The organism is Sorangium sp. So ce375 (assembly GCF_051473855.1).
In the GTDB taxonomy this organism is placed as follows: Bacteria; Myxococcota_A; Polyangia; order Polyangiales; family Polyangiaceae; genus Sorangium.
In genome coordinates this window covers 11,545,629-11,565,742 of record NZ_CP150335.1, presented here as the reverse complement: position 1 = coordinate 11,565,742, position 20,114 = coordinate 11,545,629, and the positions used below count along the sequence as shown (strand labels likewise).

The window sequence follows — 20,114 nt, the reverse complement described above, 5'->3', positions numbered from 1 at the left end:
ATGATCGAACCGGTGAGCCCTCCGCTTCTCGAGCTCCGGGCCGTCTCCAAGCACTACGGCGGAGTCACAGCCCTGAGCGGCGTCGACTTCGCCTGCGAGCCGGGGAAGGTGCACGCCATCCTCGGCGAGAACGGCGCGGGCAAGAGCACCCTGATCAAGATCATCGGCGGCGTGGTCAAGCCGAGCGCCGGGGAGCTCTTGCTCCACGGCAAGCCGGTCCGGTTCGACCACCCGATCGAGGCGAACGCCGCCGGCATCGTCTGCGTCTTTCAGGAGCTGTCCCTGATGCCGACGCTGACCGTGGCCGAGAACATCGGCATCACGATGCCGACGAGCCGCCTGGGGCTCTTCGATCGCAAGGCGCAGGTCCGCAGGGCCGAGGAGCTCCTGGCGCGCGTCGGCTGCGAGGGCGTGAACCCGAACGCCTGGGTGAGCGACCTGCCGCTCTCGCGCCGCCAGATGGTCGAGATCGCGAAGGCGCTCGGCAAGGACCCGCGGCTGTTGATCCTGGACGAGGCCACCTCCGCCCTGACCAACAGCGACGTCAAGAAGGTCTACGATCTCTTGGCCGAGCTCAAGGCTCAGGGCGTAGGCATGCTCTACATCTCGCACCGCATGCACGAGATCAAGGAGCTCGCGGACGTGATGTCGGTCTTCCGCAACGGTCGACACATCGAGACCTTCGCGAAGGGCCAGCGCAGCGACGACCAGATCGTGGAGCTCATGATCGGCCGTGACATGGGTCACGTCTTCCCGCCGAAGCCGGCGGCGCGCAGCTTCCCGGCGACGCTGCTCGAGGTGAGCGGCCTGAGCTGGGAGCAGCAGCTCGAGAACGTGTCGTTCAAGCTCGGCAAGGGCGAGATCCTCGGCATCGGCGGGCTCGACGGCCAGGGGCAGCGCGAGCTGTTGCTCAGCTTGTTCGGTGTGCTCAAGGATGTGCGCGGCGAGATCAAGATCGACGGCAAGCCGGTCAAGCTGACGAGCCCGCGCCAGGCCAAGGATCGCGCGCACGGCATCGCCCTCGTGCCCGAAGACAGGAAGACCGAAGGCCTGATGCTGCCGATGGCCATCGCCGCGAACCTGTCGCTGGCGTCGCTCGACAAGTTCACGACCGGCGCGGTGCTCGACCGCCGGCGCGAGGCCGCGCGCATCGACGAGATGGTGCGCCGCATCCAGATCAAGATCGGCTCGCTCAGCCACCCGGTGTCGTCGCTGTCCGGGGGCAACCAGCAGAAGGTCGTGCTGGCCAAGTGGCTGATGACGGAGCCGCGGCTGCTGATGCTCAACGATCCCACCCGCGGCATCGACGTCGGCACGAAGCAGGAGATCTACCAGCTGCTCCGCGCGCTGGCGGACGCCGGCACGTCCATCCTCTTCTACACAACGGACTACGACGAGCTGATCGGCTGCTGTGACCGCGTGCTCGTCCTCTACCGGAACCGCGTGCAGGGCGAGCTCGTGGGGCCCGACATCACCGAAAAGAACATACTCGACCTGGCCCTCGGTCTGCGCGGCGGGCCTGAGCGCGCGAAGCGCGAAGAGGAACGCGCGCAATCAGAGGCACGATGAAGGACTGGAAGCTCCGCCTGCGCCAGAACCAGGGCCTGCTCGTGGCCGTCGGTCTTTGCATCTTGTTCTACGGGCTCTACTCGCTGTCCCATCCCAAGGGATTCAGCGCGTCGCTGCTGGGGCAGAACGCCAACGAGTCGTTCGTGCTGGTGGCGGCGGCCATGGCCCAGACGATCCCCGTGCTGACCGGCGGCCTGGATCTGTCCGTGGGTGCGGTGATCACGCTCGTCAATTGCGTGGCCTCGCACGTCCTTGCCGGCAGCGCGCTCACGATTTTCCTGGGCATCTTGCTGTGCCTGGCCGTGGGCACGGCGGCGGGCCTGCTCAACGGCTGCCTCGTCGTATACGGCCGTCTGCAGCCGATCATCGCCACCCTGGCCTCGGGCACGATCTTCCTCGGCATCGCGCTGTTCCTGAGACCGACGCCCGGCGGCCAGGTCGATGGCGATCTCGCGTTCGCGGCCACCTTCGATCTCAACGAGCTGCTGCAGGCGGCGGGCGCCGCCCCCCTCGACGGCGCGCTGGGCTTCGTCGGCCAGATCCCGTCGCCCGCGATCTGGATGGCGCTGCTCGCGCTGCTCTGGACCTACTACCGCCGCACCCGCATGGGCCTCGGCGCTTATGCCGTCGGCGCGTCGCAGGAGGCGGCGTACATGTCGGGCGTCCGCATCAAGCGCGTCAAGGTGGCCGCATACACGCTGTCGGGGTTCTTCGCCAGCGTCGGCGGCCTCTACCTCGCGCTGCAGACGGCGTCGGGCAACGCCGACATCCCACAAGCCGGCTCCTACACGCTGAACTCCATCGCCAGCGTCGTGATCGGGGGCACCTCGCTGTACGGAGGCATCGGCGGCGCCGTAGGATCGCTCTTCGGCGCGCTGGTGCTCCGCTCCGTCGCCTTCAACTTCCGCGTCTTCGACGAGGGCTCGGCGCTCGGCCTCCTCGCCAACCCGCTCTACCAGCCGCTGTTCGAGGGCCTCATCCTGCTCGCGGCCGTCTGCCTCGGCGCGCTCTGGGTCGTCCGCGTCAAGAACCGGCTGCACGTCTTCAGGTGAGCTCGATGCAACAGCCCCTCTCCCTCAAGAGCCGTATCGGCGAGATCGACAAGCCAACCTGGTACGCGCTGCTGTCGATCGGCGTCGTCCTCGTGAGCGGCTCGATCGGCACGCTGATCACCCAGGGCACGCTGAGCTTCCTGAGCCCGCACTACATCCTGCAACAGCTGCAGATCGCGGCCTTCCTGGGCGTGGCCGCCACGGGCATGATGATCGTGATCCTGCTCGGTCACATCGATCTCTCGCTGCCGTGGGTGCTCACCTCGAGCGCCATGCTGTCCGCGGGGCTCGGCGGCTGGGCCGCGTTGCCCTGCGGCCTGGCCGTCGGCGCCGCCGCGGGTCTTTTGAACGGGCTCGGGGTCGCCTACCTGCGCGTGCCCTCGATGATCTTCACGCTGGGCACGAACACCGTGCTCCAGGGGCTGATGGTGCTCTACACCGGCGGCTTCGCTCCGCGCAGCGAGGCGCCGGAGTGGATGGAGGTCCTGGCCGTGGGCAGGACGCTCTCCATCCCGAACTCGCTGTTCGTCTGGATCTTGGTCGGCGGCGTCGGCACCTTCGTGCTGAAGAGGACCGTGCTCGGTCGCTACATCTATGCCGTGGGCAACCAGGAGCAGGCCGTCTATCTTTCGGGCGTCAGAACGCACTTGGTGCTGATCGGCGCCTTCGTGATGTGCGGCGTGTGCTCCGCCATCACCGGTATGCTGCTGGCGGGTTTTTCGCACAAGGCCTACCAGGCCATGGGCAACGACTACCTCATGCCGGCCATCGCCGCGGTGGTGATCGGCGGAACCAACATCATGGGCGGGCGCGGGACGTACCTCGGTACCGTCCTCGGCACGATCCTGCTCGTGCTGCTCCAGAGCATGCTCAGCGTGCTGCAGATGCCCGAGGCCGGCCGCCAGATCATCTACGGCGCCGTGATCATCGCCATGCTGCTCGTCTACGGCCGACAACATCAGGAGGGACGCTGACCCGTCCCAAGGCGCCTCCGGGCGCCCCGCCCCGCTCTACAGCGGCCCCCGCCCCCCCTCCGCACCATCCCGAGCAGAGCGACGGTCACCCGCACAGGAGACGGGCCCAGATCGGCGTTTTCGGCGCGGAAGCGCACTCCAGTGCGCTGAGCACCGAAAACGCCGAGGTGGGCCCGTATCCGAAGCGGGTGACCGTCGCTCTAGCCGCGGGTGTTTAGATAGACGGCGTACAGCGAGGTCGTGCCGCAGATGAACAGGCGGTTGCGCTTGGCGCCGCCGAAGCAGACGTTGGACACCGTCTCCGGGATCAGCACCTTTCCGAGGAGCGCGCCGTCGCTCGCGTGGCAGTGCACGCCGTCGCCGGCCGACAGCCACAGATTGCCGTGCACGTCCACGCGGAAGCCGTCGTACACGCCGACCGGGCAGGTCGCGAACACCTCGCCGCCGGTCAGCGTGCCGTCCGCGTCGACGCGGAACTTGCGCACGTGGTGCGGGCCGCCCTTCACGTGCGTCGCGCCGGTGTCGGCGATGTACAGCAGCGACTCGTCCGGCGAGAAGGCGAGGCCGTTGGGCTGCACGAAGTCGCTCGCGACGACCGTCAGCGCACGGGACCCCGGGTCGATGCGGTAGACGCGCTGCGCGCCCTGCTCGCTGGGCGACGCGTCGCCTTCGTAGTCGCTGTCGATGCCGTAGCTCGGGTCGCTGAACCAGATGCTGCCGTCGGACTTCACGACCACGTCGTTCGGCGAGTTCAGCCGCTTGCCCTCGTAGTGCGACGCGAGCACCGTGCGCGAGCCGTCGTGCTCGGTGCGCGAGACGCAGCGGCCGCGGTGCTCGCAGGAGACGAGGCGGCCCTGCAGGTCGACCGTGTGGCCGTTCGTGTTCATCGCGGGCTGGCGGAACACCGAGACCGAGCCGTCGGTGTCGTCCCAGCGCAGCATGCGGTCGTTCGGGATGTCCGACCAGACGAGGTAGCGCCCCGCGGCGAACCACGCCGGCCCCTCCGCCCAGCGGCAGCCCGTGTACAGCTTCTCGACGTGCACGTGCGGGAGCGCGAGCTTGCGGAAGCGCGCGTCGATCACCTCGAAGCTCGGGGTCAGCTCGATGACCATCGGGTTCTCCTTGTACACTCCACCGGCCGGTGGATGGTACGTCGAAGCGGCCCCGAGGTGCCCGCTGGTCGCCGAGCCTCACCCCTCCCCGAGGTTCGGCCGCGGCAAACCGGCCTCACGGTTCACCCGAGCGGGTGCACCTCGTACCTCGGAACGCTGATGATCCCCTCGTCGCTCACGAGGCCGCACAGCGCCGGATCGAGCAGCACGTCGGCGACGCAGCGCTGCTCCGACCCGAGGGACATCAGGCCGCCGATCAGCCGCACCCCGTGGCTGTAGTCGGCGTAGGCGTCCTCGTGCGGCAGCCGCCGCCGGAGCGACGTGTCCAGCGGCTGCCACGGCTTGCCGTCCGCCTTGTAGAAGCCGTAGATCGCCAGCCGGCGCGCATAGTGGTGCAGCCGGTTCGTCACCACGACGTCCTTCTTGTGTCCCGCGAGCAGCTCGCCGAGCTCGCCGACCCGGTGCTGCTCGATGGCCAGGTGATGGTCGCGAAAGCGCTCCATCTTCGTGCCGTCCTGGGGGTTGAACGGGATGGCCGTCTGCTTCCGCGAGGCGGCATAGATGTCCTTCACGAGCTTCTTCGTCGGCAGCACGCAGCCGCAGGCGTCCGCGACGCGCTGGGCGGTGACGCCGGAGAGCGGCATGCGCAGGAAATCGGTGTCCGAGCCGATCGCCAGGTAGTCGGCGCACACGTACGCGACGCCCCGCTTTCCGTCGGGCGACTCGACCGTGACGCGATGGAAGCGGCGCAGGAAGCTCGGCACGTTCCCCCGCAGCACCTCCTGGAGAAAGAGCTCCTCCCGCGCCGCGAGCGACAGGCCCCGGGCCTGCTCGTAGAACCGCGTGCCGGTCATCGCGGCCGGATCGCGCTGCGGCAGCCCGTCGAGGCCCGTCCCGTCGAACATCGTCGCCAGCTGCCCGGACGCGGGCTGCGCGGCCGCCTGGCCCGGCGCGCCCGAGACCGCGAAGAACGCCACGGCGCCCCCGCCGTCGGTCGGCCGAGCCGCCGGGATCGGCTCCGGAGTGGCCGTCACCGTGAAGCGGAAGCCGCTCTCCGCGAACGTGTAGCTGCGGACGCCGGTCCCATCGGCGCCCGGAAGCGCCGTCATCGGCGGCCCGTCCGCTGCTCCCTGGAGCTCTGCTTGCGGCCCCGCCGTGCCCATCGCGGCTCCCGCGGCCGCCCCCTGCCCCTGAGCGACGATGCCCATGAGCGCGCGGCCCAGCGCGCGCGGCAGCTCGAGGGCGCAGGGCGGGCGCGGCAGCGCGCGCTGCATGGCGTCGCGCGTCTCGGGCCCGACCGCGCCGGTCACGGGCAACCCCATCTCCTGCTGGAAGATCCGCGTGGCTGCCTCGGTCTCCGCGCCGAAGTCGCCGTCCGCGCCGAACCGCGGCAGGATGCCGGCGCGCCACCTCAACAGGTGCTGTTGCCACGCCTTCACCTCGGGCCCCTTCGCGCCGCGCGCCAGCCCGCCGCCGGGCGGCGCGTCGCCGTAGTCGATGCCCGGTATCCGGCCCGCGTGCGTCCAGCCCCGATCGAGCGCCGGGAACACCCCGACGCCGTGCGCGGTGTCGCGCGCCTCGATGGTGCGGCCGTCGCCCAGGCTCATCGCCACGTGGGCGTGCCTGGGGCGCCCGCCCGTGAACGGGTCGTCCGAGAAGCGGAACAGGAGGGCGCCGCGGGTCGCGATCGCCGTGTTCACCGGCATGAGCAGCCGCGCCTCCTTCACGTGCCGCGCCTGCATCCAGGAGCCGTCAGGCATCTTGGGCTCGACGGCGAGCTGAGCGCAGCCCCACTCGATGAGCTCGGAGCAATCGAATGCGGAGGGGTTTGGATCGGTCAGGCGCACCTCGTGGCCGAAGATGTACCTGTCATCGGCCTGCGAGAGCAGCTTCTGGCATAACGCGTCGGCCGTGGGCAGCGTCTCCGACGTGACGGACCCGGCATCGAGCCGCGCGAGGCGCCGCAGCTCGCTCACGGTTCCATTGAACAGGTTGGCGTCCACCGTGTTGCCCTGGATGCCCGGCATCACGGCCTTGGCGGTGATCTGCCAGAACGCCCACGCAGCCCAGGGGTTCCACGCCTTGAGCGGCTTCTTGTGCGCCCAGTCCGCCCACTCCTTCGGGTTGGCCGGGGGCCTCGCCCGCACCGAGTCGAGGCCATACGTATAGTTCGCGATCCAGAGGGGGCAGTCGACGAACTCGGAGGAGCCGCCCAGGTGATCGTGCCAGAAGTTGTGCCGGGTATAGAGGATGACCGACCGGCCCGGGTAGCGCGACTTCACCTCCCGGACGAAGCGGCGGGTCCATGCTTGGAGGGCCAGGGTGTCTTCCGGCGTCCAGACATGGCCGCTGTTGCCCGCGTGCTGCATCTCCTCGAGGTCGAGCACGAGGTCGAGCTCCCCGGGCTCCAGGTCGCCGACCACGCTGCACACCTTCCGCGCCTGCTCGGCGGCGTCGAGGCGCGGCAGCGCATAGTGGTAGTATCCCCGGAGGAGCCCGCAGCGGGCGGCCGCGGCTCGGTTGTACGCGAACTTCTTGTCGACCACCTCGAGCCCGTAGGTCGCCCGGATGAAGACGAAATCGAGCTGTGTGGCGAAGGCATCCCACTGGATGATTCCCTGGTGGACGGAAACATCAGCACCGCTCAACATAGGCTTCCAGCTCCTCCGCACGCGCCGGGCGCGTGCCTCGTGTTCCCCCAGCCGTGTTCTGCCAGCGCGCCCTGACCCTCATTTCGCGCCGCCCACGCGACCCACTCCCTGGGGCGGTTCAACTGTCTATCTCTATCCCAGGGAGCTGCGTCCGTCGAGGAGATCGCCGCCGCGGAACGCCCTTCCCCGAGCGTCGGCGTCGGATGGCTGCGCCGCGACTCCGCCGAGCCCTCGGCAAGCTCGCCGGGAACGGCAGGTTCGACGCGTAGATGTCGGGGGACTTCGCCGAGGCTCACCGCCCAGAGCCATGGAGAGCTCGCCGGCGAGCAAACGTGCCGCGCTTCAGGGTCATGGGGCGACCCTGTTGCGGCGTCATGGGGCGGGTGGGAGGCGACGTGATCGGCCTCGACGATGCCCGAGCTTGCGGAGCGTGTCGAGGTACCTAAAGCCGGGGTTCCGGCCCTGTCAAAGGAGCTCGGGTTTACACCGCACATCCGCCCGCGCGCTGGAGAGGCGCGGGCGCTCACGAAGCAAGGAGGGCAGGAGGGGCTGGCGGCGGGCGATGCTCAGGGTTCAGCGCTCATTCAATCGAGAGCTTCACATCAGCGCTCCCGCTGCTTTGATATCCTTCCACGACCAACGAGACTTCATAGAAGGTCCCCAGGGTCAGCCCCTGTTTCCCCCATGCGTCGAAGTGGTTGCCGACGGTGATGGTCCCGCTCGTGCGCTTCTGCTGCCGGACGCTCCAGAACTGATAGAAGGTCGCGTTGCCGTCGATGGAAGGCTGGTTGACTCGCTGGGTCTTGTAGATGTCGTATGTGCCGCCGTCGCTGGTGACGGTGCCCACTTGTCCCATTCCGCCCGGGGGACGCCAGTTGCCCCAGCTATCGACGATGTAATACTCGATGAGCGGGTTCCTCGTCCACCCATAGACAGCCAGATATGAATTGCCGTTTGGACGGTAGTCGGCCTCGTAGGTGACGATATTGCCCTTCCCCCCCGGCCTCACACCTTTACGGCCCAACAGGTTGTTGATGTTGCTCCATTCCACGTTGAAGCCATCAGCCGTGTTGGTCAGGCACCCGTCCCCCCGGTCCTTCCAGTATTCGAAGGTGAGCCCGCAATGGGTGCCTGTCTTATCGCTGCAGACCTTCAGATCGGCTTCCGTGCACCTAGGTGTGCCGCCGGCTCCGGTCGTCGCCGCCGCGCTCGAGGCCGCCACGCTCGAGGCAGGGCCGCCCGTGGTCACGCTGTCCGATCCACCCGAGCCCCCGGTCCCGTCCGCGCCCCCCGCCCCGCTCGTGACCGCGACGCTCGAGGAAGGGCCGCCGCTGGTGGTAGGGTCGCCGCCGCTGGTGGTAGGGCCGCCGCCGCTGGTGGTGGTAGGGCCGCCGCCGCTGGTGGTGGTAGGGCCGCCGCCGCTGGTCACGCCGCCCGACCCAGCCGGGCCGCCACCCGTACCGCCGGTGCTGCCCGTGGTCGCGCCGCCCGGCCCCGCCGAGCTGCCACCCGAGCCGGGCTCCGCCGTGGAATCATCCGCACCCGAGCAGCCCACGGCCGCGAACCCTAAGACCAAAGCGAAAGTTTTTAGTGAAGTTAAATGCACAGCTCCTCCTTGGGTAAATGATTCGACTCCCAGCAGCCGACATTGTGATCATGACTGAGGCCCGCGCTTAGTGACTACAACGGCCCGGAGGGGGGCGCCAGTAGGCAGTCCTGCCCTCAGGCTCGACCCGGCCGAGCCCCAAGCGAGGTCGTGAGACCAGCCCCGGTACGGCAGGGCTCTGACCGCAAGCGCCCGATCGGTGCAGCCGCGCGGCAGGGGCAGCCCTCTCTGCTCTATGTGGCGCTGTCCGAGGCGAGACCGGCCGGCAGTCGGTTCACACATCCTTCAAAATTCCAGACCGGAGCGGCAAGTAGCTTTGACAAACTGGCACCTCGGAGCGCGCGGAGGCCCGAGCGTGCAAGACGACGATCGCTGCAACGTGGGAGTATCCCAGTCGATCCACTTGAGTGCGTGTCTCCCGGGATGACATTCACCTTGCTCCAATTCCCAGCGCGATTCGCTCATCGAACGCGCCGATGGTGAACGCGCCCTTACCCGGACGGGAGCGACCAGTGACGCCGATGGGGTCGGGCGCCGCGCTCCTGATGACGTGGCGCCGCGCTCCTGATGACGTGGCGCACGCGGCTCTCCTGATGACGTGGCGCGCGCCGCCGCGCGGTCGTCCGCGTCGAGCGGTCGGTTCAGCCGGTACGGACCTGGCGCATCACCGTCGCGATGACGAGCTGCGTCACGCGGCGCATGAAGCCGTAGTCGAGCGTCTCGGGGGTGTCGGTCGGGCGGTGGTAGTTCGGGTTGCGGAACTCGGCCGTGTCGGTCCAGAGCATGGCGGGGATCTTCGCCTTCCAGAACGGCGAGTGATCGCTCCGGTGGAGCACGGGGAGCCATTGTTCGAGGCCGAGGTAGACCTTGAGACCCACGACCGGCAGCTCGGGCACCATCGCCTCTGCCTGCTTCGCGGCGAGCTCCACGAGGTGGTTCGAGCGCCGGTTCGTGAGCAGCCCGATGAAGTCGCCCACGTCGGGCGCGCCGCGGACCGGAATGGGCATCCGCTGGGATCCCGGCTCATGGCTCGCGTAGCCGACCATCTCCAGCACGTGCACGGCGGCGAACGGCGCGCCGCCCTGCGATCGATGGCGCGCCACGAACGCGATGCTGCCGCGCAGCCCGTCCTCCTCGCCGTTCCAGGCCACGAAGCCCACCGGCGGGGCTGGCTCGAAGCGCGCGAGCGCCCTGGCGCAGGCGAGCATCGCGGCGATCCCGCTCGCGTTGTCGTCGGCGCCCGGCGTGTCGGGCACGCTGTCGTAGTGCGCTCCGACGAGGATCATCGGGCGATCGAGCGGCGCCCGTGGGGTCGCGACCACGTTCCCGAGCTCGCCCTCGATCTCGACGGCGTAGCCCCGCTCCTCCAGCGCACCCGCGACGTACTGCGCCGCGCGGCGGTTCTCCGCGCGCTGGCGGAACATGTGCCGCGGCCTCGCGAGCGCGACGATCGCGTCGAGCAGCTCGGCCTCGCTGACCGAGGCGAGCGCATCGATCAGGCTGCCGTGACCCGTCGTGGCCTTCGTGCGTCTCAGCTCCATCGCGGGGTCTCTCCTTGCTGTCAGCGGAGCGTCGCCGAGCTTCACCCCTCATCGGGGTTCCGCCGTAGCTTCGCCACGACCGACGCATACTAGCTCGCCTCGGAGCGTCCCGCCCCCATCGCCGTACGCGCGGCGTCGAGCGCTGGCGTGGACCCTCCAGCGGTGGCCCTTCGCGCGGACCACGACCTCATGCTGACGGCGTGACTTCGCCGAGAAGGTAGAGCGCGAGCAGAAGGTGATCTTCCGGAAGGGAGCGTGGCGGGGGCCGACATCGGCTCATCACGGAGCAAGATCGTCAACTTGTGCCTTATCGCATCCGACGGCACCACGCGCTGTTACCGCCGACGCGCAAGCCACCCGCGGACGGCGAGGACGGCCTCGCGCGGCGGCTCCTCGGGCGGGTGGCCGCTAGAACTAATGACGATTACGGGATGATCATCCTGCACGAGATTCGCCTCCGCGTACTCTACGAAGTAGTCGCGCAGCTCCCCAGGAAGCTCGCCGAGAATCGCATCCACGTTATGCTCTGTAATAAATGGCAGCAACAACATCGGGACATCAACCCATGGAATCCAGTTATCGCAGAACGATTCGACCACTTCCTTGGGACTCGTCGGCACTCTGAATTCCAACTCCTCACCCCTCCCCTGCCAAGCCAAAGGCCCAGCGCACCGGCTGGGTCGCGTCCGCCGTCGGCTCACCCGGAGGCTCCTTCGGATTGCGCGCCCCGAGCGGGTCGAGCAGGGCCATGGTCATTCGCTCCGTCGCCACCTGGGACCCTCCTCCGAGGGCCGGTGGGTGGACCCCGCGCCCATGCTGAAGGAGCAGCTCGTCGAGGCGAACAAGAAGAGAAGCAGCACGGGTCGACCGATCCGGTGGCCCCATCCCGCGAGGGAACACCTGGACGGAAAGCGGTGCGCGCGCCGCCTTCAAGCGCGCTCTCGACAGGGTGCAGGTGCCGGCCACCCCGCTTCACGGCCTACGGCACCTCTTCATCACGGAGCGCTTCAAGGGCGGCGCCTCGGCGCCGACGGTGCATCAGCTCGCCGGCCACCTGCACCTCTCGGTGACCCCAGCGCTACGCACACACCAATGAAAATCCGAAAAGAGAGGCGGTGAAGGTCTTCACCGGCGGTGAACCTAGCCGTGTGAATAGGGCGCGGTAGCTCCTCGATGGCTATCCGGGCCCATCGACGGAATTCTCGAGGATTCCTGCGGAGGAGAAGGGATTCGAACCCCTGGTTGAGTTGCCCCAACGACGGTTTTCAAAACCCGGAAGGGGCCTCGGCGACGTCACGGGAAGCCCCTGCCCGAACCCTGCGGGATCAGGCGAAAAACCCAGCCTGATCGCGTGCTTGGGACAGCCCTGCGGGGTTCGGGTGGGGAGGCTGGAACGCGACGGAACGCGACCGGGGGCGACCCGGCGCGACGGTGGGCGTGTGAATGGCGTGTGAATGGCGGGAGGGCGGTCTGAGTGGCTGGTGAGCGCATGTCATCGGGTGGAGCACCTCGCCGAATGACATCGGGGAGCAGGGCGCAGAGCGCGATTGCGCAGCAGGGACGAGTCACGCAGCGCCTTGACGCTTCGCAGCATGGGGCGCGTCATGCCCGACGGCATTCCGTTATCCTCTGCTCTCGCCACACCACGACCGCCACCTTGGTGCCGTCCACCGGCTCTCAACGCCAAGCTCTCCACGTCGATCGACGACGGGGGCTGCGGAACCCGACCGCCAAGGTCCCGGAACCAAGTTCGTGCGGGACGGAAGTAGATCGTCTGAAGGGTCCTGTACCCCGCTACGGACGGCCGCGAGGTACGCTCGCGGGCAAGCACTGGGGAGACCCGATCATGTCCTGAGCGTGCTCGCGAAGTCTGAGGGGGTGCGGAGCACGAAGTTTGAGGGACGCGCGGCGTCATGGCCGTCACGGCCTTGGGCATGGCCGGGCCGCGACGCCAGGACGGACACGAGCACGAAGTTTGAGGGGCTTTGAGCGCGAAGATCGAGGGACGCGCGGCGTTATGAGCCGAGCGCGGGCGGGGGCGTCTCAAAACGGGATGTCGTCGCCGGGCCGCTCGTCGCCGAGCGCCCGCGAGTGATCCGCGGGGAGGAAGGCGCGGTAGCCGTCGAGCGCGGCGTGGAGCTCGCGGACGGCCTCGAAGATGCGGCGGGCCGCGCGCAGGCCCGGAGTGCGGGGCGCGGGCTCCTCGGGGGGCGCGAGTAGATCGGGGTGCTGCGCGAGCAGGACCTGGATGAGGAAAAGCAACGTGGCGTCGAGCAGCGCGAGGGGCTCGGGGATCGGCAGCGTGACGTTGGCGGTGCGTGGCATGGGCGCCTCCTGGTTCACCGTTTGCGGTTCGCGGACTTGGGCTTCGGGGCCGCGCCGAAGATCTCGAGAAAGAGCTTCTCGTCGAGCCGCGGCAGCTCGCGCTCGGCGGCGGCGGCGAGAAGCTCGTCGGCGAGGTTCATGAGCACGCGGTAGTTTCCGGCGGAGTGGTCGGCGAGCGTGGCCTTGAGCTCCGCGGTCATCAAGGAGGGGTTGCCGGCGGCGGCGAGCACGTGGTCGAGACACGCGAGCAGCTCGTCGCGAGAGGCGTAGTCGAGGACGAGCCGGCGGCGGATGCGCGAGCCGAGCGGCAAGAGCTCGGCAGTGCGGAGACGCTGGGGGAGGCGGGAGTCGCCGGCGAAGACCACGCAGAGCAGTTGCCTCGAATCGAAGTCCTTGCTGGAGAGGATGCGCAGCTCGTTGAGCACGGGCGTGCTCGCCTCCTGCGCCTCATCGAGGATCAGCACGGGTCGCCGAAGTGTCGTGGCGAAGTGCTCGGCCCAGCGCGAGCGAAGCGCCTTGAAGCCTGCCCAGCGGTTGCTGGACGAGAGCGGGACCCCGAAGAGATCACCGAGCTCGCGGTAGAAGTCGCCGGCCCTGCTCTGAGGATGCTCGATGGTGCCGACCACCACGTCGGTCAGGGCGCCGAGCCGCGCAGCGAGCAGGCGTAACGCGATGCTCTTGCCTGTTCCGGGATCGCCGGTGAGCATGGCGAAGCCGCCGTGGGCCAAACCGAGCTCGACGCGACGAAGGAAGGCGTCGACGGGCGGCGAGACGTAGAGGGCCTCCGCGGGCACATCGGCGCGGAAGGGAATGTACTTCAAACTGTAGAGAGACAGGAGTCGACTCATCATGGTCAATCGTCCTCCGTGTTCTTGGGCAGGTAGGCGGGCGGCAGGCCCGTGGCCGCGTACTCGGCCATCAGCTGGCGCAGGAGCGGCGCGATTCCGGGGGGCTTCCTCGACGGAGCCAGCGGCGCGGTGATCTCGGTGAGCGCGCGACGCGCCCGGTCCGCGTTCCGCTCCTTGTCGAGCGGAAAGAGCGTTGCAAGGTGCTCGCCCGAGCGCGGGTCGACGAGCTCTGCGCTGGAGAGATCCCAGCGCGCGACACGAATCCGGGGACGTTCGAGCACTCGGTAGGCCGAGGGGACCTCGAAGCGCACGCCCTCGATCGTGACCGTCCCGTCGCTCCGACGCTGGTGGCGCGAGATCTCCATGCGGAAGGCCCGGCGCAGCGCATCGGAGTCGGGGCTCGGGCGGCTCACGTCGGGGCCTTCGAGGTAGCGATCGAGCGGAGTCTTTTTGAGCTCGCTGTGGACGGTGCGGTGATACTCCTGCTCGACCCACGCCTGGGTCGCGGTGTTGAGCAAGTCGAGCGTGAGGTTCGGTTCGCCCTCGAGCATCGGCATGAGCCGCCCCTCGACGAGCGTCCAGAAGTGCTCTTGCTTGCCGTTCTGATGCGGGCTGTTCGGCAGCGTGAGATATTGCGCGATGCCGAGCCGCTCGAGCCCCTCCCGCATCTCGGCGGCCTTCATGGCACCTCCACGATCGCTGTAGGCGCCGCGCGGCAGCCCCCGCTTCTGGATCCCCTGGCTGAAGCCGTGCACGAGGTTCTCGGTGTTCTCGCAGTCGAGGTACCACTGCGCGTGGCAGCACACCCGCGAGCAGTCGTCGAGCAGGCCGAAGAGATAGGGTGTCTTCAGCTCCCCGCTGGCCGTGACGACCTTTCGCTTGCCCTCGTGGAAGTCGTAGTGCCAGAGCGCGTTGACATAGGCCAGCTCGTACGAGCGCGTCTCGCGCGGCACGAGCTCCGATTCGACCGCCCTGCCTTGGCGCCTCCTCTGGATGCGATACATGCCGTGGGCCTTCATGAAGCGGCGCACTGTGGTGTAGCTGGGCACCGGGTCGAGCGCGGGGGTTGTCTTTGCGAGCGCGACGAGGTTGTCGTGGTGGAGCTGCCAGGTCCAGCGCGGGTGATCGCGGTACTGACTCTCGATCGCGGACGCGACCGCTGTCGTGATTCTCGGCTGCGAGCCGGCGTGCTTCGGGACCTTGCGCGCGAGCACGCTGACCGGGTCATCCGCGCTGCGTGCCGCGTAGTACATGCGCTCGATGGTCTTGGGCGAGAGCCGGATCACCGAGCCCTTGGTCGGGTGTCGCCAGGACTTCGCGGCGAGCTCGGCGATCCGACTCGCGAGCTCGCCGGGCTCCGGCGGAGAGGCGAGCAGGTGGCTGATGATGGAGAAGCGCATCCGCGCCCAGCGCAGGCGCATGGGCGCCTGGTCGTCGTGGCTCATCGATTCCTCCTCCGGATCGAAAGGCGCAGACGGGCCCTTGGCGGGCGCGCGCGCGTCCGGTGCTCGTGGCTCATGAGGTCTCCTGCGCGGTCGGCGAACGGACCTACCGGGCGGGGAAACCCTATCTCACCGCGGAATCCACGCCGAATGACATCTTCTGCGTGGCGCCGTGGTCATGCGATGTCCCTCAGAAAACGTGATCCATCGAGGACCGAGCCCGTCGTGAGCGGCGCGAGCAGGTGGAGCATCGTGCGCATCTGCTCGTCGGCCGTGCCGGGGAGCCGCTCGATGATTGACCTTGGGATCCCGCCGACATCGACGCCGACGAGACGGACGCGGATCGCGAGCAGGACCTCCTTCGCGAGGAAGGGGCCACGCAACCAGGTGAGCCATCGGCGCGTCGTCCTCCGCGGAACGCCGGTCGGCTGCGCGCTGGCGGCGCCGAGCGCCTGCGCGACAAGGCTCGCCACGATCACGACGACGCCGAGGTACACGCGCCGGCCGAGGAATCGAAGCGACGGGGGCGTCGCGCGCCGGCGGCACCCCTCGCGGCCGCAGCAGAAGCTGAAGCGGACGAGGAACGCCTCGCCCTCCGGCGCGATGAGCGCGCCTCGCGGCTTGCGGGGGTAGTTGCCCGCGTGCAGCAGGCCCCCGCACGCCGGGCACCGGCTCGCCCCCACCCGCCGTGCGATCGCCCGGTCCAGGGCCTCCAACGTCGCGAAGAACTCGCCCTTGAGCGTGAACTGGTCGAACATGGGCTCCTCCGTTTCTGGCAACTCGGAGGCGAGCCCCCTCGGAGGACTTCGACAAGTTTTCTGAGGGGGCTTCGTTTGTCGCCCCTCAAAGAACGCGCTCAGGATGGCGCCCGGGGGCCGCCATCTTCCTGGCGCTGCTCATCCGGCCGCACCGGCTTCTCCGGCATCATCAGCGAGCACGTTCGCGAGGAGCTCGCGGTGTCCATCTTCTTTCACATCGACGATGCGCTGACGGGCGATCGATCGGGCGAGCTCGGGCAGGATCACGGCGACGATTTGGTCGTGCCGCATGGTGTGCCCGATGGTCAACGCGTCCGACGAGGTGGTCACGTTGCTCGCCGGCGTCCTCGCGGCGCTCACATGGCGATGAGCGTTGACCTTCCGGTTCGACGACATGGGACGGCAGGTCGCGCACCGTCCCGAGGTCCCCACGCGGTCGCGCCTGCGCTTCGTGACCGGGCAGGGCGACCGCCGCGAGAGCAACGACATCCCCCCGGCAACGACGCGGTCTACCTGATCCGAGGCGACCCGCGCGATGCGGTCGACGACCAGCGCACGGGTGTCGTCCGGCAGATGGATCTACGACCGAAACCCGAGGATCGGAGCACGTCGCCATGAAGAACCGGATCGTTAACGTCCCGGCCGTCAAGGATCCCATTAAACCGTCGCCCGGCTTCGAGAAGAAGGGGCTGTCCGACTTCAAGCTCGACATCATGGGCTTGTGCGGCTTCGGGTGCGCCTACTGCTCGAGCAACGAGGGCAACTACCTCCGCATCCGCCGCAAGGAGTTCCTCGACCTCACCGAGGAGCAGATCGGCGAGCGCGCCCTGCCGAGCAAGGACCCGTCGCTCACGTTCGTGTGGCCGAACATCCTGACGAACCTGAAGTCGCAGCTGGATCGCAAGGGTGACGGCTGGGGAGCGGGCCACACGCTCGTGTTCTCGATGCTCACGGACGCCTTCAGCCCCGTCCCCCTCAAGGACGGCACGACCGAGGCCGCGCTGCGGATGGTGCTCGAGCGCACCCGCTTCCGCATCCGCGTGCTGACGAAGAACGCCGCGGTCGGCTCCCCGAAGTGGATCAGGTTCTTCGAGCGCTACCCAGGTCGGTTCACCGTCGGGCTATCGATCGGCTCGCTGGACGACGCGTGGGCACGCCGGATCGAGGTGGGCACGTCCCCCCCGTCGGCGAGACTGAGGGTGCTGGCGCGCCTGCAAGGCGCAGGCGTGCCCACGTTCGGCATGGCCTGTCCCATCTTCCCCGACGTGCTGGAGGTCGGGGCGCTGGACGAGCTGATCGATCGGGTGCGCCCGGATCTCGTCGAGGACTTCTGGGCCGACCCGTTCAACAACCGCACCAACTGGCAGGTCGTCCGCAACGGCTACGCGCCCGGCACTGCGGGCTATCAGTGGTTCACCGACGTCTTCGAGCACCGCAACATCGATCGGTGGAGCGAGTACGCGACGGATCTGTACGTGCGGCTGCTCGCCCGGGCGCACGACGGCGGCTGGACGAACAAGCTTCGCTACTTGCTCTACGAAGAGAACATCGTCGAGCGCGATGCGCCAGGGTTCGCCGGCCTCGAGGGCGTCATGCTCCAGTCGAACCCGGCGGCTGACGGCCGAAGCGCCAACCCGTTCATCGCTCGGTTGCAGCAGGCAGCGGGTGCGGCGTCCTCGCAGCCGGGTGCGGCGGACCTGCTCGAGCGGACGCGTTGCCACCTGCCGCTCGTGTCGGCGCACCTGGCGGAGGGAGCGCGCATCGACCCCGCTCTACAAGGCAGACACCAGGCAGGCGGCCAGCACGTCCCTGCGGCTCCGAAGGGCGCGGCGCGCGTCGGCATCGCCGAGGTGGGCGACTCGTTCGGCGGCTCGGCCTCGGACAACGGGTCCAGCGCGAACGGAGCCACACGCGAGAAAGCCGCAACCGCCACGCCGTCGTCCAGGAGAAGGATCATGGTACGCAAGCGCAGGAAGCCGCCGGTGATGGGTGGGAGGAAGAACGCGGCGAAGTCTCGGCCGCGCGTGAGTCGACAGAAACGGGAGGAGGTTCGTGAGATCCCGCTCACCAACATCGAGGTGCCGAAGCGCCGGGCCCGTCAGCTCCGCGATGTCACGGCGCTCCAGGAGTCGATCGCGCAGACCGGGCTGATCGAGCCGATCGTCGTGCGACGCCTGCCTGGTAGCCGCATCGTCCTCGTCTCCGGGGCGCACCGACTGGAAGCCCATCGGCAACTCGGCCGGGAGACGATCCTCGCGCGTATCGTCGTGGTATCCGACCTCGAGGCCGAGCTCATCGAGCTCGACGAGAACCTGGCGCGGAGCGAGCTGACTGTGCTCGAGCGTGGCGAGCACCTGCTGCGGCGCAAGGAGATCTACGAGGAGCTCCACCCCGAGACGAGGCACGGGGGCGCGCCGGGAAAGAGCGGCGGCGGGAAGAAGGCGAAGGACGCGACCGTCGCGTCTTTCGCCGAGGACGCGTCCACGAGGACAGGTCTCTCGATCCGCACCATCCAGGACGACGTGAAGATCGCGCGGCTTCCTGCTGCTGCGAGGCAGGCCATTCGGGGCACGCCGATCGAGGATCAGAAGCGCGTGCTCCTGCAGATCACCCGGCTCGAACCGGACAAGCAGACGGCGGTCGCTGAAGCGCTCGCCTCGGGGCGCTGCCGCACGGTGAGGCAGGCCGGTATCGAGCTCGGCGGCCAACGCAAGCGGTTGTCCCGCCCACAGCGCGGCGACATCAGGGCGCGCGTACGCAAGAACGCCCAGCACCTCCACGACGTGAGGAAATGTTGGGAACGCCTCGTAGAGGGCCTGGATCCGGCTCGCGCAGCGGAGGGGCTGGCCATCGGCGAGGAGATCGCCGCGCTCGAGCAGAAGATGGTCGCGTTCGTGGTTTCCACCGAGACGACCACTGCTCCGGCGATCCAGAACGACAACATCACGGGCGCCATAACGAACGAGCAACATTCACCGGCACGAAGACAAGACGGACCGCATGCGGACATCGCCGCAGCCGTTGAAGCCGCAATCGACCTTCAGAGAACCCTGCTCGACGACGAGGTACTGGAGATCCCCGGGCTGGGGATCGAGGAGCTTTGCGAGGGCGAGGCGCTCGTCGAGCCCCTCGCGGACATGGCGAAGGTGATGGCCCGGCTCTCCCGTCCGGAGCACGGGCGCCGCCGGGCCGCTCCTCGTCGCCCGGTCACCGTCCCGAATTTCGTGAAGGAGTTGCGACCCATCTTGCCGGAGAACAGCGCGCTCGCCCGAGAGCACGGGGACGTGCTGCGCGCGTTCGAGGTGTTCGATGTTACAGGCAAGTACCTGCGCAAGATCGAGCCAGTTCTCGAGCGCGCGTATGATGGGCGCGCGACGACGCGCGCCAGCGACCCGTCGAGCGCTGCCATATGCGACGCGATCGACCGGTTTGTCCAGCACGGCGGCAGCGCCATCGTCGCCGGCCAGTACACGTTTCTTCATCATCTCGAGGAGCGAGGTGTGCCCTCGGCGATGTTCCGTGACGCAGGGGCCGCGTTCGTGCGAGAGATGGCGGAGGGTACGCGCACAATGTTCGCCTCGCTGGGCGAGAAGCTAAAGCGATGGCCGAACCCCGCCCAGAGCGCTCCCGCGGCGTGCTCCAGCTAGCTGTCGATCATCGCGCCGCTCAACGAGTCTTCCTTTGAAGAGATGTGCGGGATCGTAAGGGACTGCCTCGTGGTTATGGATGAGGGCTGTGAAAGACTTGCCGAGACGCACAGCGGGCTGCCAGTGCGGCCCGAGGCCGAGAGGGTATGGCATGCCATCAGAGATTTGACGCAGCGTTGCCGGCCGCTGCTTGACGGCGCCTTTGTTTACGCCGACCACGTGAGCGCCTGGAGCGTTAATCCATCGACGTACGTTACCGGACCGGCGTCACCGATGAGCAGGCACAGCGATACTTCGCGCGGCGCCGAGCTGCCCGTGCCGTCTCTTGGGCGACAGCAGGCGGCGCAGCAGCAGCCAACGACTATCAGCGAAGGCAGGCAGGACGAGACGCCGAAGCGCCTCCCCGCTGCCGCACACAGAGAGTTCGGCGCGGTGCTCGGTCGCTACGTGGAACACGGCATACGGGATCGGGTGGAACAAGAAATCCGGACCACGGACTGGTCGGCGCATGTACAGGAGGCGGCTCTCCAGCTGTTCTGGTCTCTGACGAGCAAACCTGCGGCGTCGGCGCCATCCTCGTGCGGCAATC

At 68.4% G+C, this 20,114-nt stretch carries 15 protein-coding genes and 1 pseudogene; 4 read left to right on the top strand and 12 right to left on the bottom strand.

All coding sequences use genetic code 11. The annotated features are described in order from the left end of the window. Genes WME90_RS43315 through WME90_RS43305 form a run of 3 tightly spaced genes read left to right on the top strand, consistent with a single transcriptional unit; the run spans position 1 to position 3,595 of the window. The gene (locus WME90_RS43315; RefSeq protein ID WP_437277955.1) at positions 1-1,569 is read left to right on the top strand and encodes a sugar ABC transporter ATP-binding protein; all 1,569 of its coding nucleotides are present in this window, start codon (positions 1-3) and stop codon (positions 1,567-1,569) included. Further along, positions 1,566-2,621, top strand: a complete 1,056-nt coding sequence (locus WME90_RS43310; RefSeq protein ID WP_437277954.1) for an ABC transporter permease — start codon at positions 1,566-1,568, stop codon at positions 2,619-2,621. Before WME90_RS43315 ends, WME90_RS43310 begins: the two co-directional genes overlap by 4 nt. Before the next feature lie 5 nt (positions 2,622-2,626). After that, on the top strand, positions 2,627-3,595 hold the full coding sequence (locus WME90_RS43305; RefSeq protein ID WP_437277953.1) for an ABC transporter permease: 969 nt from the start codon (positions 2,627-2,629) through the stop codon (positions 3,593-3,595). A 200-nt stretch (positions 3,596-3,795) separates the two neighbouring features. Here the strand turns inward: WME90_RS43305 and WME90_RS43300 are convergent, their stop codons facing one another. The 12 genes and pseudogenes from WME90_RS43300 to WME90_RS43245 all read right to left on the bottom strand — a co-directional run bounded on the left by WME90_RS43300 (position 3,796) and on the right by WME90_RS43245 (position 16,208). Then, on the bottom strand, positions 3,796-4,707 hold the full coding sequence (locus tag WME90_RS43300; protein WP_437277952.1) for an SMP-30/gluconolactonase/LRE family protein: 912 nt from the start codon (positions 4,705-4,707) through the stop codon (positions 3,796-3,798). A gap of 122 nt (positions 4,708-4,829) precedes the next feature. Further along, complete coding sequence (locus tag WME90_RS43295) at positions 4,830-7,358, bottom strand: GH25 family lysozyme (protein ID WP_437277951.1); 2,529 nt, start codon at positions 7,356-7,358, stop codon at positions 4,830-4,832. A gap of 580 nt (positions 7,359-7,938) precedes the next feature. After that, positions 7,939-8,913: a glycoside hydrolase family 11 protein gene (locus tag WME90_RS43290; protein ID WP_437277950.1), complete on the bottom strand. Its 975-nt coding sequence runs from the start codon at positions 8,911-8,913 to the stop codon at positions 7,939-7,941. A gap of 499 nt (positions 8,914-9,412) precedes the next feature. Continuing rightward, a pseudogene (locus WME90_RS43285) lies at positions 9,413-9,493 on the bottom strand (glucuronyl esterase domain-containing protein); the annotation flags it as partial. A gap of 112 nt (positions 9,494-9,605) precedes the next feature. After that, positions 9,606-10,505 carry a M20/M25/M40 family metallo-hydrolase gene (locus tag WME90_RS43280; RefSeq protein WP_437277949.1) on the bottom strand — a complete coding sequence of 300 codons (900 nt, stop codon included), beginning with the start codon at positions 10,503-10,505 and terminating at the stop codon, positions 9,606-9,608. 335 nt (positions 10,506-10,840) lie between these two features. Further along, positions 10,841-11,125, bottom strand: coding sequence for a hypothetical protein (locus WME90_RS43275; protein WP_437277948.1), 285 nt, complete (start codon positions 11,123-11,125; stop codon positions 10,841-10,843). A 16-nt stretch (positions 11,126-11,141) separates the two neighbouring features. Next, positions 11,142-11,276, bottom strand: a complete 135-nt coding sequence (locus WME90_RS43270) for a hypothetical protein (RefSeq protein WP_437277947.1) — start codon at positions 11,274-11,276, stop codon at positions 11,142-11,144. A gap of 1,272 nt (positions 11,277-12,548) precedes the next feature. Next, entirely contained in the window at positions 12,549-12,830 is a 282-nt protein-coding gene (locus WME90_RS43265) for a hypothetical protein (protein ID WP_437277946.1), read from the bottom strand. 14 nt (positions 12,831-12,844) lie between these two features. Further along, complete coding sequence (locus WME90_RS43260) at positions 12,845-13,681, bottom strand: ExeA family protein (protein ID WP_437277945.1); 837 nt, start codon at positions 13,679-13,681, stop codon at positions 12,845-12,847. Positions 13,682-13,683: 2 nt separating this feature from the next. Then, positions 13,684-15,123 carry an IS481 family transposase gene (locus WME90_RS43255; protein WP_437277944.1) on the bottom strand — a complete coding sequence of 480 codons (1,440 nt, stop codon included), beginning with the start codon at positions 15,121-15,123 and terminating at the stop codon, positions 13,684-13,686. A gap of 173 nt (positions 15,124-15,296) precedes the next feature. Then, entirely contained in the window at positions 15,297-15,878 is a 582-nt protein-coding gene (locus WME90_RS43250) for a hypothetical protein (protein ID WP_437277943.1), read from the bottom strand. Between the two features lie 138 nt (positions 15,879-16,016). After that, a complete protein-coding gene (locus WME90_RS43245; protein WP_437277942.1) occupies positions 16,017-16,208 on the bottom strand; it encodes a hypothetical protein in 192 nt (63 codons plus the stop codon). 284 nt (positions 16,209-16,492) lie between these two features. Here WME90_RS43245 and WME90_RS43240 point away from each other — a divergent pair, with 284 nt between their 5' ends. Continuing rightward, a complete protein-coding gene (locus tag WME90_RS43240) occupies positions 16,493-19,525 on the top strand; it encodes a ParB N-terminal domain-containing protein (RefSeq protein ID WP_437277941.1) in 3,033 nt (1,010 codons plus the stop codon). Positions 19,526-20,114 lie beyond the last annotated feature (589 nt).

Excerpts from the sequence above, each read along its gene's own strand:
- WME90_RS43315 (WP_437277955.1), top strand. The coding sequence starts at position 1 with ATGATCGAACCGGTGAGCCCTCCGCTTCTCGAGCTCCGGGCCGTCTCC.
- WME90_RS43310 (WP_437277954.1), top strand. The coding sequence starts at position 1,566 with ATGAAGGACTGGAAGCTCCGCCTGCGCCAGAACCAGGGCCTGCTCGTG.
- WME90_RS43305 (WP_437277953.1), top strand. The coding sequence starts at position 2,627 with ATGCAACAGCCCCTCTCCCTCAAGAGCCGTATCGGCGAGATCGACAAG.
- WME90_RS43300 (WP_437277952.1), bottom strand. The coding sequence starts at position 4,707 with ATGGTCATCGAGCTGACCCCGAGCTTCGAGGTGATCGACGCGCGCTTC.
- WME90_RS43295 (WP_437277951.1), bottom strand. The coding sequence starts at position 7,358 with ATGTTGAGCGGTGCTGATGTTTCCGTCCACCAGGGAATCATCCAGTGG.
- WME90_RS43280 (WP_437277949.1), bottom strand. The coding sequence starts at position 10,505 with ATGGAGCTGAGACGCACGAAGGCCACGACGGGTCACGGCAGCCTGATC.
- WME90_RS43265 (WP_437277946.1), bottom strand. The coding sequence starts at position 12,830 with ATGCCACGCACCGCCAACGTCACGCTGCCGATCCCCGAGCCCCTCGCG.
- WME90_RS43260 (WP_437277945.1), bottom strand. The coding sequence starts at position 13,681 with ATGATGAGTCGACTCCTGTCTCTCTACAGTTTGAAGTACATTCCCTTC.
- WME90_RS43255 (WP_437277944.1), bottom strand. The coding sequence starts at position 15,123 with ATGAGCCACGACGACCAGGCGCCCATGCGCCTGCGCTGGGCGCGGATG.
- WME90_RS43250 (WP_437277943.1), bottom strand. The coding sequence starts at position 15,878 with ATGTTCGACCAGTTCACGCTCAAGGGCGAGTTCTTCGCGACGTTGGAG.
- WME90_RS43240 (WP_437277941.1), top strand. The coding sequence starts at position 16,493 with ATGAAGAACCGGATCGTTAACGTCCCGGCCGTCAAGGATCCCATTAAA.